The organism is Actinomadura meridiana (assembly GCF_039537545.1).
Lineage (GTDB): Bacteria > Actinomycetota > Actinomycetes > Streptosporangiales > Streptosporangiaceae > Spirillospora > Spirillospora meridiana.
In genome coordinates this window covers 53,880-68,429 of record NZ_BAABAS010000015.1, presented here as the reverse complement: position 1 = coordinate 68,429, position 14,550 = coordinate 53,880, and the positions used below count along the sequence as shown (strand labels likewise).

Sequence of the window (14,550 nt, the reverse complement as noted above, 5' to 3'; positions counted from 1 at the left end):
ATCCGACTCCGCTGCTCTTCTGTGATACGGGTGAACTTTTCAGCGAAAGAGCTGGATGAGTGCCAGCACGAGCGCAAAGAATCCAACGAAAGAGAATACCCCACCGAAGACCCTGATAAATACTCGCAAATCCACAATACGACGCTCTCCCATGCCTGGGAAGTGGGGCTGCCCCTCAGCCCATCTATCGGAACAGCCTTTGAGATTGACCAAGAGAGGAAAGCCAATCCCCAGAAATATCAGAGCAACCAAAATGGCGCCGAGGAAAGATCCCCACACCGCGAGACCCCTTCAAGTTACGTTACCCCTAGATTTACACAGGCGCAGCTGGACAACCAGCTCGCCGAGATGAATCACTTATTATCGAACGGTGACTGAACTTTGAACGGATCGCGCGCATCCCACATCTTCCCGGAATGCATCCCACCGGCGAACCACCCGACGCCGGCGCCTCCCGCCAGGCCAAACCACCCCTTTCGCTCGCCATCGGCACTCCCCATCGCACCCATACCACATATACCATAACTCATGAATCCACATAGCTGACCATAAAATGGGCCCTGCTCATCAGGACGAGCCGATGTCCATTGGCCAGTCAAACTGGCCCCCAGAGAGGGTTTGAAGTTCTTGAAATTCATACCCTCCGCTCCATAGCTGATCCAGACCTGACCATCCTGGAAAGTAGCCCCTACACAGACCACAAAGCACGCCGATGCCGATACCCCGAAATGCCCGACCATGTAGCTCACGATATCTCCGACGGTGTTCGTCAGCATCTCCCCGAAGTAGCAGAGCGGGTTCGGTGCGCCGAAGCAGTCAGTCGTCCTGAGAATCGACATGTCGAACTTCGGAATCTTGAGTTCAGGAGCACGCAGCGACGGCTTGCCGCCACCGGGCTCACCCGTCCCGCTACCACGTTTACCAGGCTTGCCGGATGAACTGCCAGGGGCCGGGGACCTGCCGGGGACGGTGGAACCGGGGTCCTTCGGAATCGGAGTCATGGCGGGCGGCGGCTGGGCGGCCGGGCCTTGGCCGCTCACCGGGTCACCGGCCGCGTCGACAGCCTTTTGCCTCATGTCCTGCTGGGACTTCTCGGTGTCGCGGACGACGTCCTTGTTGCCTCTGGTCTTTCTGGGGGCCTGGCCGGGGGACCTGGAGATCCGGTCGTTCGGATCGGCGTATCCGGGGTTGCGAAGCTTCTGTGGAATCGGGAATGGGTCGCGCTGCGCCTTGCGGCGTTCACGACGTTTGGCTTTGTCCGTCCGGTCTTTCGCCGCCTGACGGCGGGCGCGTTCGCGTTCAGCCTTAGATGGCCCCTGTGAGGGCGGGGTGTGGCTGCCACCGCCACCGCTGCCTCCACGGCCCGGGCGCGGGAGATGGTCACGGTCGCTGTCGCAACTCCTGGTTGTCCGGAATGCGGCCAGCTGAACGCCGCCACCGCCGCCACCGCCGCCCGAACAGTCGTAGCCGCCGCCTCCTCCCCCGCCACGGCCTCCACCACCACCGCTTCCTGGGAGGGACTTGTAACAGTCGCCAGCAGCTCCGTAGTGCTTCCATCCCCTCGGGCAGTGGCCGGTGGGGTCGGTGTGGTCGTTGGGGTTGGCGTTGGCGTAGGTGTAGCGGTTGGCGTTGGCTGAGGTGGGGGTCGGGGTGAGGGTCCAGTTGTCGCGGCTGGTGAAGGAGCCTGTGGACGGGTCGTACCAGCGGGCGGCCATGTTGACCTGGCCTGATGACGGGTCGGTCCAGTCGCCTTGGTAGCCGATGGAGGGTTTGGTGCCGGTGGTCGCGGTGGTGTTGCCGAAGGGGTCGTAGGAGACCGAGTCGGTGAGGGTGGTGAGCGTGGAGTTCGGGTCGAAGGTGCCGAAGAGGTCGTCGTGTTTGTCGGACAGGGTTATGCGGGTGCTCAGGCCCTGGGCGGTGGCCAACGGTTCGTCGGATGGGCCGCGCGCGTAGCGAGTTGCACCGTCGGCGACTGGGTCGGAGCCCAGGCCCGCGTAGGTGAAGGTGGTGTCGTCGCGGGTGGCAACGCGGTCCAGGCCGTCGTAGGTGTAGGTCGTGCCGCCAGTGGCGGTGAGGCGGTCGAAGGCGTCGAAGGTGTAGGTCGTTGCTGGTGCGCCCGGGGTGGTTTTGGAGGCAAGCGTCCCGCGGGGGGTGTAGGTGGAGGTGGTGGTGCCGTCGGTGAGGCGGCGGTTGCGTTCGTCGAAGGTCGCGGGTGTGTCACCGGTCTTGGTGCGGTTGCCGGAGTCGTCCCATTCGTAGCGGGTAGTGGTGCCGCCATGGGTCCAGGAGGTGAGGCGGCCCGCGTGGTCGTGGTCGTAGGTCTCCTCGCCGGCACCGGCCGTCCCGGTAGTGGTCTCGCCGGTGGTCTGGTCGTTGTCGTCGTACGTGTAGGACACGGAGGCGACTGCCGCGCCTTGGCCGTTCTTGAGGGTGTCGGTGATGGGGCGGCCCAGGTCGTCGTAGCCAGCTGTACGGACGCGTCCGGCGCCGTAGTCGATCTTGTTGGGTTGGCCCGCGGCGTTGTAGCCGAGGGTCTCGGTGGTGCCGGTGAGGCCGTCTTGGACGGTCTGAAGGCGGCCGTTGAGGTAGCCGAAGTTCGCGGTGCCCGCCGCGTCGGTTCGGGTGGTCGGTTGGCCGTCGCCGTCGTAGGACCAGGTCGCGTTGCCTGAGGGGCCGTCCGCGGAGGTGAGGAGTCCGCGGTCACCGTAGGTGTAGGTATTGGTGCCTGAGGCGGCGTTGGTCCTGGTGAGACGTCCGGCGGCGTCGTAGCCGAAGGTCCGTTCCGTGGTTGGGGACGGGGTGCCGGAGCCGGTCTCGGTGAGCAGGCGTCCGGTGGCGTCGAAGGTTCGTTCGCGGACCGCGCCACCTGGGGCGGTGTCCCTGACGGGGTTGCCGGCTTCGTCGTAGGCGCTGGTCCAGGTGCGCTGGGCCAGGTCAGGGTGCGCGGCGGTCGATGGTTCGATGACCGACTCGGGCAGGCCGAGGGAGTTGGTGGTGTAGAGCGTGTCGTTGCCGCGGCCGTCGGTGAAGCGGGTGCGGTTGCCCGCGGCGTCGTAGCCGAACCTGGTGGTGATCGACTTTGTGTCGGTGACCGGTTCGGTCTGTTGGGTGAGGCGGTTCAGCGCATCGTAGGCGAACGTCTTCTTTTGGTTCAGCGGGTCGGTGACGCTGGTGAGGTTGCCCGCGAGGTCGTAGCGGTACGACGTGTGGCGCGCCTCGGTGCCGTCAGGTTTGAGGTCGGCGGAAGTGGTGAGGCGTCCGAACAGGTCGTAGGCGAGTTTTCCGGTGCGGCCGAGACCGTCGCTGGCGCGGATCTGGCGTCCGAGGTCGTCGTAGCCGAGTTCGGTGGGCGTTCCGGCCGGGTCGACGGTTCTGACGAGCTGGTTCACGCTGTCGTAGGTCGCGGTGGTCTTGGCGCCGGTCGGTGAGGTGGTGGTGAGGTTGTTTCCGGCGTCGTCGTAGGTGTTGCGGGCGGTGAAGGCGGCCGGGGTCGGGGTGCGTTCGAGTTCCGTGGCGGTGACCGTGCGGCCGAGGTCGTCGTAGGTGGCTTCAGTGCGGCCACCATTGGGATCGGTGACCGAAAGGACCTCACCGGTGCGGGTGTAGGTGTACTTCCACTTCGACCGGTCATCGTTCGTCTTGCCCGGGGTGTCGAGCGTTTGCAAGCGGCCCAAGCGGTCGTAGGTGTAGCGGGTTTCGTTCTGCCGAGGATCGGTGACCTTCGCGACCTGGCCGATGGGGTCGTAGTACGTCGTGGTGGTGGGCGTTAGCGGCGTGGACGAGCCGGGCGGGGTGTACGTCGGCGCGATCTCCTTGACGGGCTGTCCAAGGCGGTCGTACTCGGTGCGGCTTATGTTGCCGAGGGGGTCACGGAACTCGGTGGGCTCGTCGAAGGCGTTGAAGCCCGTGACGGTCTCGGGTCGGGTGGTCGTCGGGGCGTTCCCGCCGGATTCGGTGGCTACGGGAGGTGAGGTGACGGTGGTCTGCCGACCGATCTCGTCGTAGGTGTAGGTAGTGGTGTAGGCGGGTTTGTCAGCGCCCTCGGCGTTGCCTCGCGGGTCGCTCACCGAGGTGAGCAGGTCACGCTGGTCGTAGGTGAACGAGGTGACCTGCGAGGTGGCGCCGTCGTTGACGGTCTGCTTGGTGACCCGGCCCGGGGTGTCGTAGGTGTACGCGGTCGTCTCGCCGTCGACGGGGGTCGGCCAGGGGACGTTGGACGGCGCGCCACCGACGGTTTCCTGGGTGATGTTGCCACCGGCGTCGTAGCGGTAGGTGACGCGCCTGGCCAGACCTGTCGGGTCGAGTGTCGTGGATTGGACGCGCCCGACGTTGTCGTAGACGTTCTGGACGGTGTTCTTCCCGTTGTCGGCCACCAGCTTGGTGGGGTTGCCGGCGCCGTCGTACTCGACGGTGGACAGGACGAAGTCCCGTTTGGTGCCGTCCGGGTTCCGGAAGTTCTTCAGCGTGGCTGATTTCGGTAGGTCGTCGCCGTAGTAGGTGTATTCGGTGCGGCGGCCCATGGCGTCGGTGGTGGCGACGAGGCGTCCGGCGTAGTCGTAGGCGCGGGCTTCAACGACGAGGTGGTCGCCGGGGTCGGGTGCGCCGTTGGGGTCGCTGTCGAAGTCGCGGAGCCGGGTCTCGGCGAGCATGTTGCGGGCCGTGTAGGCGTACTCGAACCGGTTGCCGGTGGCGTCCACCAGGGCGGTGAGGTTACCGAAGCGGTCGTGGTCGTAGCCGGTCTCGTGACCGTAGGCGTCGGTGACGCGTTCGATGAGGTCGTGGTCGTCGTAGTCGTAGGTGGTGACTCGGGGATCGCCGCCGGTGGTGTCGGACACCTGGGTTCTGGTGAGGTTTCCGTCGGCGTCGTAGGCATAGTCGGTGCGCTGCTGCTGGCCAGTGCCGGTGACGGCGTTGGTAGCGGCAGGTTCTGTGACGCTGGTGAGGTTGGACCAGTCGTCGTAGCCGTAGTAGGTGGTAGCTCCAGCGGGGACGCTGTCTGAGGTCTCGGTGACTGACTTGCGGCGTCCAATGGCGTCGTGGGTGTAGGACGTGACCAGACCAGACGGGTCGGTGACCTGGGCCAGGTCACCGGCGCTGGTGTAGCCGTAGCGGGTGACAGCGCCGCGCGGGTCTGTTTCGGTGCGGACCAGGCCGCTGGGCATGGTCCCGCCGCCGGGCGCGGTCTCGATCCCGACGGTGTAGGTGTAGGAGACCTGACCGCCGCCGGAAGGGTTGGCCTGGGTCTGCAATTGACCGGTGGTGGTGTAGGTGTAACTGGTCTTGTACCGGTTGTCGGTGGCGCTGGTGGAGCGGCCGTCGCGGTACGCGATCGGCTGGTCGTTGCGCGGGTCGGACGGGTCGGTGACGCCCGGGAAGGTGTAGTAGGCGGTGTGGCAGACGTCCTTGGTCCGGCAGGCGGTGCGGGTCAGGGTGTTGCCGCGGTCGTCGTAGGTGAACTTGACCGAATCGCCGTTCTCGTTGGTGATGGCGATGGGGTGCCGTTTGTCGTCGTAAGCGAACGTCCGGATGCCCATGCCGGTGAGCGTCATGCCCATCCAGTCGGGGACGCCTCCGGAGTTGCCCGGCAGGTCAGTGCAGAAGCTGGGGTCGCCGGGGTCGGGGGTAGTGCACACGTAGGTGGGGGTTGGGGACGGGGCCGCGGTGGGGGTGGCGGGTTGTTTGTCCTCGTCCCGGACGTCCAGGCCCAGCGGGATGCCGACGCGGATCATCTGGGCGGTCAGCGCGTCGGTCTCGTACAGATAGGGGCGATCTGCGGGGTCGCGAACCTCGACGGCACGCCGCAGGTCGGTGCCGCCGCCGTAGACGGTGGGGGTCTTGATCTTCCAGGTTCCGCCGTTGCCGTCGGTGTACTCGCCGACCCGGTCCTGATCAGTGTCGTAGTCGACCTCGGATGCGGTCTTCCCGCTTGGCAGCGTGGTCTTGGTGAGCTGGTCGGCGGCGGTCAGCGCCTGCCTGTAATGCGCCGCGACCTGGTCGGGGCCGAGGGGGTGGTGGTAGATCGCGACGTCGTCGATGGTGCCGTTGTAGAAGCGACGCTGCGCGGTGCCCCAGCCTGGCCACGACGCCGGTGCCGACGCGAATGCGGCGCCGATCTGATTCTGGGTGAGGGTCAGATGGTTCGGGGTCTGACCGGTGAGGGTCGCGACCTGCTGACCGTCGACGTAGAGGGTCTGGGTGGAGCCCATCGCCGACAGGACCGCATGGTGCCACTTGCCATCGTTGACGATCTTGGTGGACGACATCGGGGAGATCGGGCCGCCGGTGTAGAACTGGCCGTGCAGCTTGCCGTCCGTCCCGGTGTAAAGGGCCGGGACTCCCACGGCGGACGTGGCGTCGAGGGGTTTGTCCTGGTAACCGATCAGGGGGCCGCCCGAACCGGTCGCGGTGTTCTTGAACCAGACCTCGACGGCGAGGTCCCGGCTCTTCTTCACGGTCCCGGCGGGCAACTGCACCTGCGAGGACGTTCCGTTGAACCTGGCGGCCATGTTGTCGGTTCCGGCCAGCGCCCCGGCCGCTTGCAGGGTGACGTTCTTGTAGGTCGCGCCGTCCTTGCCGAGGTTGACCGCGACCTGGCTCGCCGCGCCGACACCCTCGTCTTCGCCGAATCGCCAGTATGACTCGGGGCGGTCGTCGAGCACGCTCGTGCGGTAGTGCGAACCGGGCGCGTAGTCGTACGTGGTGCAGCGTGACTCGGGCCCGCAGACCTTGGTGAGCAGGTCACCGCTGTAGGTGTAGGTCCAGGTAAGGGGTTTGCCGTCCACCGGTGCGGTGCTGACGGACGCCACATGGGCGCCCGACCATGCGAAGGTGAGCGTCCGGTCACCCGTCGCGGTGGCCCTGGCGAGCTTCCCGGTGAGCGGGTCGTAGGTGAGGCGCAGGGTGTGCCGGGACGCGTCGGTGATCGAGGTGAGGCGGCCGTTGACGAACTCGAACGTGGTGCCCGCCTTGTCGATCAGCTTCCACTTGCCCGGTTCGACGGTGAGCGTGGCCTGGCGTCCCATCGGCGGGGCGTAGGTGCCGTCCGGGTTCTTGCCGAAGCGCACCTGCTGACCGTCCGGGTACCCGACGACGACGTTGCCCGTGCCGTCCCGGTCCTCTGTCAGCCGCATGTCGAACCGGGTCGTCCAACCGGCGCCGAAGGGCGAGTCGCGGCGCGGGTCCAGGCTGTTGTAGGTGCGCTCGACCGTCAGCTCCGGCCCCACCGTGGCCACACTCGCGTCGATCGCCGAGGTGGAGTAGTTGCCCGACGACGGCTCGAACTCGCGGTCCTGTCCCTGGACGAGCTGTGCGGTGAGTTCCGGCTGCGGAATCGCGGTCTGCAACATCACGCTTGGTGAGGCGACCTCATTCCCGGCGTCCTTGACGAACACTCGCCACAGGTAGGTCTTGCTCCACGACAGTTTCCCGGCGGGGACTGTCCAAGCGTAGGTGGGGACATAACCGGAATCCCAGCAGTTGACCGGCTTGTCGTCCGCCGCCTTCTCGCAGACCTCGTACTTGTAGCTGAGCGACGTTCCGGGCGGCGCGTCCAGGTCGACGGCGGTCGCCCACAGCTGCGGGGTCAGCGTCGGGGCCTGGTACCCGTTCGGCGGATACAGCTCCTGCAACACCGGCGCGATGTCGATGATCTTGATCCGGAGGCGGATGGGCGGGACCTGCTCGTCGGTGAACACCGGCCCGCCCTTGTGCGCCATCGTGAAGTCGATGGAGTAGGTGCCGGGCTTCAATGGCTTGATCACCGCGTCCAGCGTCGCCTTGCCACCACGCGCGACATTGCCGGGCAGGTTCGCCGAGCGCTGTTGAGTGACCAGCTTGCCCTTGCTGTCGTAAACCCGGTACGCCAGGTAGTACGTGCTGGGTGTCCAGGTCTCGGGGCCGGTGTTGGTGACCGTCACCTTCACCTTGCCGCTCTGCGCCTGCGTCACCGGCGGATCTGGTACCGGGTCGGTGATCGCGTACGAGGCGTTGTACGGGCTGTGCGTCACGACCAGCCGCGGCGGGTTCTCCGTGTCGTGACCGGTGAACTTTTTGGTGCCCCGCCCGTCAGACGACTCGTCCCTTACCGAAAGGCCGTAGTTGGGCTGGGTCCCGTTCGCCCATCGCTGGACCAGATCACGTCCGCCCTTGCCCAGATTGAACGTCACAGGCCTGGTCGGACACTTCGACTTGGTGGAGCCCAACTCGATGTATCCGTAGGAGAACGACGTGCGTGCCAGCGCCCCGCCGACCGAGGGCCCCGGGTACTTCAGCCCGTTCTTGCCCACCCACTCCTGGGTGACCGGGCGGACGCTCACCGGCCGCGACCCACAGGTCGCCGAGTCGTAGTTCACCATCCACAGCGACGCACCGAAGATCTTGTGGTACTTCAGCCTGTCATCCAGCCCCGGAAAGCCGAGGTAGGCGGCTGAACGAGACCCGATCGTGAGCGTCTGGCCGCCGCCGACCTGGCCGCCGTCGTTGACGGTCAGGCTGGTGGACGAGTCGCTGATCTCCACGCTGGGGTCGACTTTGACGGGGAACACCCGTGCGGGATCGGACAGCCATTCCGGATCGGCCGTCACCTGAAGGGCGGGCGCGCCACCGACCGCGACCAGGCTGTAGAACACGTTCCCCGACGTCGCGGGGTCGGTCGCCGAGTCGGTCATGGAACCGGCCGGAATCACCGCCTTCGTTCGGCCGGACGCGTCCACGAACACGACCTGGTCGCCGACGACCCGTGCGGAGAGCCCCTTGAGCGAGAGCGGGAACACGAAGGTGCCGGACGCTTTCGGCGACCGCAGGACAAGCGTCTCCTTCACACCACCGGAACCGACGTCGATCTCCAGGTCGGTGTGCGGACGCACGCTCGGGTAGGTGACGCCGCGCTCCCCCGCCCGTCCCTCCGAAGCCGCAGCGCCCAGCAACGAATAGGCGACCTCCCGGCCGCCCCCGAGCCCCATCCGCACGACCGGCGCGCCGTTGGCGGCGGGAGCGAGCCGGACGTCGACGGAGTCGGCGCCGTTCCGCCAGCCCTGCGCGGGCACCTCGCCGGGTCCTGCCGTCACACCGACCGGGACGAGGCGTGTGTCGACCGGCACCCAGGAGCCGTCCGGACGCCGGTAGTTGATCGGCCGGGGGGAGAACTCTGTGGACTCGGTGCCATCGGCGTTGACGAACGTCCTGGCGTGCGCGTCCCGCCGTTCGGGCAGCTCGCGGCTCGTCTTGGCATCGAAGCCCGACACCTTCCCCGGATCGGGAATCGGCGCGGCCGCCACGCTCGCCGTGTTCCGTGGCGGTCGCGGCATGGCCTTCCGCGTTTCCAGCGGATACCGGGAACGCAGCGACCTCGGTTCCGTCCGGTTGCGCCCGCTGGTGGCGACGTCCCCGCCGCGCCCCTCGGCCGAGCCCCAGGTCTGCTTCGGACCATGCGGGTCCGGCAGGTCACGCCACGCCGATAACGCGTTGTGCCCACTGCTGTCGAGGGTGGCGACGAGCAGCAGGACGAGCACGGCCGCGATGATCCGGAAAGGCAACGAATACCGTCCGGTCAGCCGGGCTCGGCCACCGATGATCAGCCGGTTCGGCCGTACCATGTCTCACTCCCGGTCACGATGCGGCGTCCGGGGACCCGCCCGTGGTAGCGATCGAGAATCCATGCGGAGGTGCGGGCCCGCCCCGAGGAGGGTCGGGACGGGTCTCGCGCCGAGTCAGCGAGCCGGCGGGGGCTTGGGCAGCGCCCGACCCTTGAACGCCGGAGGCGACGCCTTCAGCCGCGCGGTCTCGCCCTCCGGCCAGTAGAGACGCATCTCCTGATTGATGGTCCGGAAGACGTACGACCAGGTAGGCCCGCCCGTCCCGACGTACTGGAACGCGGTCGGATCCGTCGCGGGAACGGAGGCGTCCGGCTGGGCATCGACCCACGCACGCCACTCGCCGGTTCCCTGAACCGTCTCACCCGTGCTGTAGATCCGGTCATCGGTACCGCGCACGACCACCTCGGTCTTGCCGCTACGAGGGCTGACGAGTGCGGACGGCGAGCCCGCCGCGATCAGGTCGCCCACCTGCTCCCACGCCGGGGGGAAGGTGCCGGAACCGTCCTGCGTCTTGGTCAGAACGTGTCCGTCGGCACCGCGCACAAAGATGCGCAGTCGGCTCCCCGGATACGTGACCACCGACGCGTTCCCGGAGAAGCCCGGGTCACTCAAAGACGCACAGTTCGACACGGTGCCACGTGCGTACAGAGCAGTCCGCCACGTGCCGGACGTGTCCAGGAAGAACAGCCGCAAGCCGTCCGCGACCGGAACGGCCAGCGGAGCGGTGGAGGTCGACAAGCCGGCCACGCCCAGATCGATCCAGCCCTTGTACGGGTCGTTGGCGGCGTACTGCGGCAACGCCCATAGGGAACCGCCCCCGTCAACGGCGAACGCGTCCAGCGCGTCGTCCTGCCGCGCCGCGGTGACGGTGGAGCCCATCGGCTTCTGTACGTCGACCCAGTCACCCCAGGCCGCCGGGTCCTTCGTGGCCTGCGTCCGGGACCAGACGTCGCCGCTCAGGTTGTGCGCCAGCACATTGAGTCGCCCATCGGCCTGTTCAGCGAGCGCCGGTTGCCCGTAATAGCCCTCCTGCCCGTGGATCGGCGTCCACTGCAGTGAACCGAGCGAAGCCGGATCCGCGCGCCCGTGCATCAACCGCCCGATGCCATCGGTGTAGGCGAACTCGAGAATCCCTTGCGACCCGACAGCAGCGGGCGAGGCCTGGAACACCGTGGTCGGGTTGTACGGCTCCGGATCCGCGACCGCCTTCGCTCTAGCAGGAGCTGCGGTGCCGCTGCATCCGGTCGTCGGCGTCTTGTAGTAGGCGAACTGGTCCACCCACAGGCGGATCTCTGATGAGCCGGCGTTGAGAATGGTGACCTTGCCGTCAGCGCCGAGCTTGGCTGGGATGGCGCCGCTGTAGGCCATCGCCGCCTGGAAGGTCACAGCGTGGGTCTCCGATGGGGTCGTGCCGGACGGGTAGACCCGCAACACCCCGCTGCCGTCGAAGTGGACGTTGGTGATGTTCAGGTACACACCTGAAACACCTGAGGCCGGAACACCACCCTGCCCCAAGGGGGCCACGGTGTAGGTGCCGCCCGCCGGAACTCTCGCGTCGTTCACCAGCCGACTCGGCGTGATCGGCTCGACCGTCGAGCCCCTCACGGCCGCCGTGGGCGTGGCGAAGTAGCCCGCCGCGTCCAGGGACACCGTGACGGCCTTGGCCCCGTTGTTTGTGATCTTGAACTTGCCGTCAGCGCCCAATCGCCCGATCACCTGGTTCTGGACCAGGAGATTCAAGCCGTAGTCGAGGTTGGTGTCGGTGGGCAGACTCCCATCGGACGGATAGACGATGAGCTTGCCCGCTGTGGCGCTCCGGCCCGACATCGTGAACAGCACGTCGGATACGCCCCCCGAGGGGACTCCGGCCTTGCCCAGCGGCGCCACCAGCACGCTGCCATTGGCCGGGACACTCACCTGCCCGATCCTCTCCGGCTTGAGCGGGAAGAACGTCGGGCCCGCCGTCGCACCAGGCGCCGACGTCGTGTACCCATGCGCATCGGCATAAACCAGCACGTCCGAAGAGGAGTCATTGGTCAGCTTGACGTTTCCGTCCGACCCGACCTTCAGGAACACCAGGTTCTGGTTGTAGAAGGACTTGCGGAACCGGATGGTCGTGGTATCGGGCATCGCAACCCCAGACGGGTATGCGATCAACTGCCCGGTACCGTCACCGGTTCTGCCATTGGCCGCGATGTTGATCGCTACCGATGCCACGCCCGTCGCCGGCATTCCCGCCTTCCCGGTGACCTTGACCGTCAGGGTCTTACCAGCCGCGATGACCTGGCCACCCACCAGTGGTCCACGCACTTTGAACCATTGACCGGCCTCGGGAGACGCGCCCGCAACCGTACGGGGCTGCAATTGTTCCTTCCCCTTGGCGGCTGATGCAGATTGTACGCCTGACAGGTTGACCCCTACACCTAATACCAAAGCAATGAACGCAGCAATACAGCCGCGAATAGCCCTACTTCGCACGACCGGACCTTTCGCCGAGTCGCCGCGAAGCGGGGACTCGCGGCGTTCACCTATTCGCTCTCGTCAACAAGATCTCTCCAGTGAAGTTACTTGACAAGATCACCGGCCGGATATGGACACCCGCCCCTGCCGGATCGACCTCAAATGCCTACCGCAAGCCAGAGTGAAGTCATTCCCATCAGGGTGATCACGCTCGGCAGAGCGGCCACACCAAGTCCGCGGGATCCCTCAATTGGAACGCTTCGCGTTCGTACGCTCACTGGTTCGAGGTAAACCTTGAGGGCCGTCTGTGCGTCGAGTTTCGGTCAGGCGACTTAATTTCGGTCGTCTCCGTTGATTATTATGGCCATACCTAACTGTCACCAGAAGAAGCAGGTCAAGCGTTGCAAACGGGGCACGGCGCAACGTCGGATGCCTTACCGTTTGTCCGTGTCGATCTTGAGTGCTGCGAACCCCGCGCCTGACGTGCCGCCCGCGTCCGTCCGTCCCCGGGCAGGGCGGGTTCTCGGGGCGCTGGGACTGGCGCTGATGGTGCTCAGTGTGGCTCTGTTCGCGGGTGGCATGTCCGCCGGGCGATCCAGGCTGGTGCCCTTCCTCGGAAATGGTGGTCCCTTCCTGGACTGGAACGGCGAACTCTCCTGGGAAACCGTCGCCATCGTCTCCCGAACGGCGGCGATCTGCGCTGGGCTCGGAGTCGCGGGAGTGCTGTGCGCGCTGCGGAGGGGCTGGACGGGCGTATCACCGCGACAGTTGGTGCTCGTTGGGGTGGGCGTCGCTGCGGTGTTGACCGTGTTGCCGCCGGCGGGGTCCAGCGACATCCTCAACTACGCCGTTTACGGACGGATCAGCGACCTCGGTTTCGATCCCTATTCGATGACCCCCGAGCAGCTGCATCACTCGGGTGATCCCGTCGGGCTGCTGCGACCTGGCTCGTGGGCTGACCAGCCGACCGTGTACGGGCCCGTCGCGACGGCGGTACAGACCGTGGCCGCACGGCTGGGCGGTAGCTCGATGGGCTGGATCGTGTTCTGGCTCAAAGTGTTCAATGCGGTGGCGTTCCTGGCGACGGCTTTCCTGCTCGATCGGCTCGTCGGCTCCCGTCGTGAGGCCAGGGTCCGCGTGGCCGTTCTCTGGACGGCCAATCCGCTTGCCCTGTTCTGGATGGTCGGCAGTGGCCATGCCGATGTTCTGGCGGCCCTGCTTCTTGTCGGGGCGGTCTACGTCCTGTGGAGCGGATTGCGGCAGTCCTGGCCCAGTGTTCTGGTCGGCCTGGGTGCCGGGGTTCTGGCGAGCGGCGCGATCTCGGTGAAGGTGACCTATGCGCTGCCCGTGATCGGGCTCGGGCTCGCCTGCATCCGGCGTCCCGTGGTGCTGATCAGCGGGGCGGGCGGTGCCGTTGTCGCGGCCGGGGGCGCCTATCTGAGCATGGGGAGAACCGCGCTCTCGTCTCTTTCCGATCGGATGGCCCACGACAACGACCTGTTCCTGCCCATACCGTCGGCGGTGGTTACGCGGCCACTTCTGTACAGCGTGACTATGGCCGCCGCGACCGCTACGGCCGCTGTTTTGATCTGGTGGAGGCTGCGGGACCGGGCGTCGTCCGTGTCGCGGGACGTGCTCGACATTCGGCCGGTGGTGGCGTGTGCCATCGCGTGCGTGGTTCTGTCCCCCGTCCAGTACCCGTGGTACGACGCCGCTTTTCTGCCGATGTTGGCGTTGTTGGCCGCCAGTCGGTTCGATGAGGCGCTGATCGCACGTGGTGCCGTGTTGAGTTTCGTCCTGCTTCCGGGGATCGGTACCTCTCAGTGGCAGCTCGACACCGTTGGTCTGGCGGCCCCGTTCTTCATTGCGGTTTTGGTGGCGCTGTGTCTGCTGCCGCGGTGGCGTTCGGGCTTGAACGCGTCTGTGGTGCGGGGGACGGGGCTGTCTCATGGCTCGAAGGTGGAGTGGTGGCCGCATCGTGACAGGGGGTGAACGGGGCCTTTAGGTTGGGCGTCTCACTCTGGCCTCCCGCCGTGGTCTGACACGAGGGGAGTCACATGTATTCACAGCCTTCTCAGTACCCGCCTGGACGGCAGCAGCGGCGGCGGGTTTCCGCGGTCGTTGTGGTGGTGGTCGCTGTTGGGTGCTCGTTGTTCGGTTGTGCGGTGGGGGCTGGGATCGGGGCCTCGGGGAGCGCGGAGCCGGTGGCGGCGTCGGCGACGGTTACTCCTACGGTGACCGTTACGACGACTACGACCGTGCGGCCCGTTGTGACGACGCCGACCGCTTCTGCTCGTCCGTCGCCCACGCGGACGGCCAAGCCCAAGCCTCGGCCCAAGCCCAGGAAGACGGCCAAGCCGCCGAAGCCACGGACCGATCCTCGGTTCTCGACCTGTGCCGAGGCCAAGCGGCATGGGTTCGGGCCTTATCGGTCAGGCCAGACGGAGTATGGGTGGTATGAGGATCGGGATCATGATGGGACTGTGTGTGAGTAGGG

General features: G+C 66.6%; 5 protein-coding genes. 3 read left to right on the top strand and 2 right to left on the bottom strand.

Annotated elements, in window-relative coordinates:
• The first annotated feature begins 30 nt into the window (after positions 1–30).
• Complete coding sequence (locus ABD808_RS21510; protein WP_344899430.1) at positions 31–378, top strand: hypothetical protein; 348 nt, start codon at positions 31–33, stop codon at positions 376–378.
• On the opposite strand, the gene ABD808_RS21505 is transcribed toward ABD808_RS21510, so the two are convergent.
• Both ABD808_RS21505 and ABD808_RS21500 read right to left on the bottom strand, forming a co-directional pair.
• Positions 354–9,593, bottom strand: a complete 9,240-nt coding sequence (locus ABD808_RS21505) for a LamG-like jellyroll fold domain-containing protein (protein ID WP_344899428.1) — start codon at positions 9,591–9,593, stop codon at positions 354–356. The two genes, ABD808_RS21510 and ABD808_RS21505, sit on opposite strands and share 25 nt — an antisense overlap.
• Positions 9,594–9,707: 114 nt before the next feature.
• Positions 9,708–11,888 carry a DUF8189 domain-containing protein gene (locus ABD808_RS21500; RefSeq protein WP_344899426.1) on the bottom strand — a complete coding sequence of 727 codons (2,181 nt, stop codon included), beginning with the start codon at positions 11,886–11,888 and terminating at the stop codon, positions 9,708–9,710.
• A gap of 612 nt (positions 11,889–12,500) precedes the next feature.
• Here ABD808_RS21500 and mptB point away from each other — a divergent pair.
• Entirely contained in the window at positions 12,501–14,045 is a 1,545-nt protein-coding gene (gene mptB, locus ABD808_RS21495; protein WP_344899424.1) for a polyprenol phosphomannose-dependent alpha 1,6 mannosyltransferase MptB, read from the top strand.
• A 65-nt stretch (positions 14,046–14,110) separates the two neighbouring features.
• Positions 14,111–14,548, top strand: coding sequence for an excalibur calcium-binding domain-containing protein (locus tag ABD808_RS38560; RefSeq protein ID WP_425548958.1), 438 nt, complete (start codon positions 14,111–14,113; stop codon positions 14,546–14,548).
• The last annotated feature ends 2 nt before the right edge of the window (positions 14,549–14,550 follow it).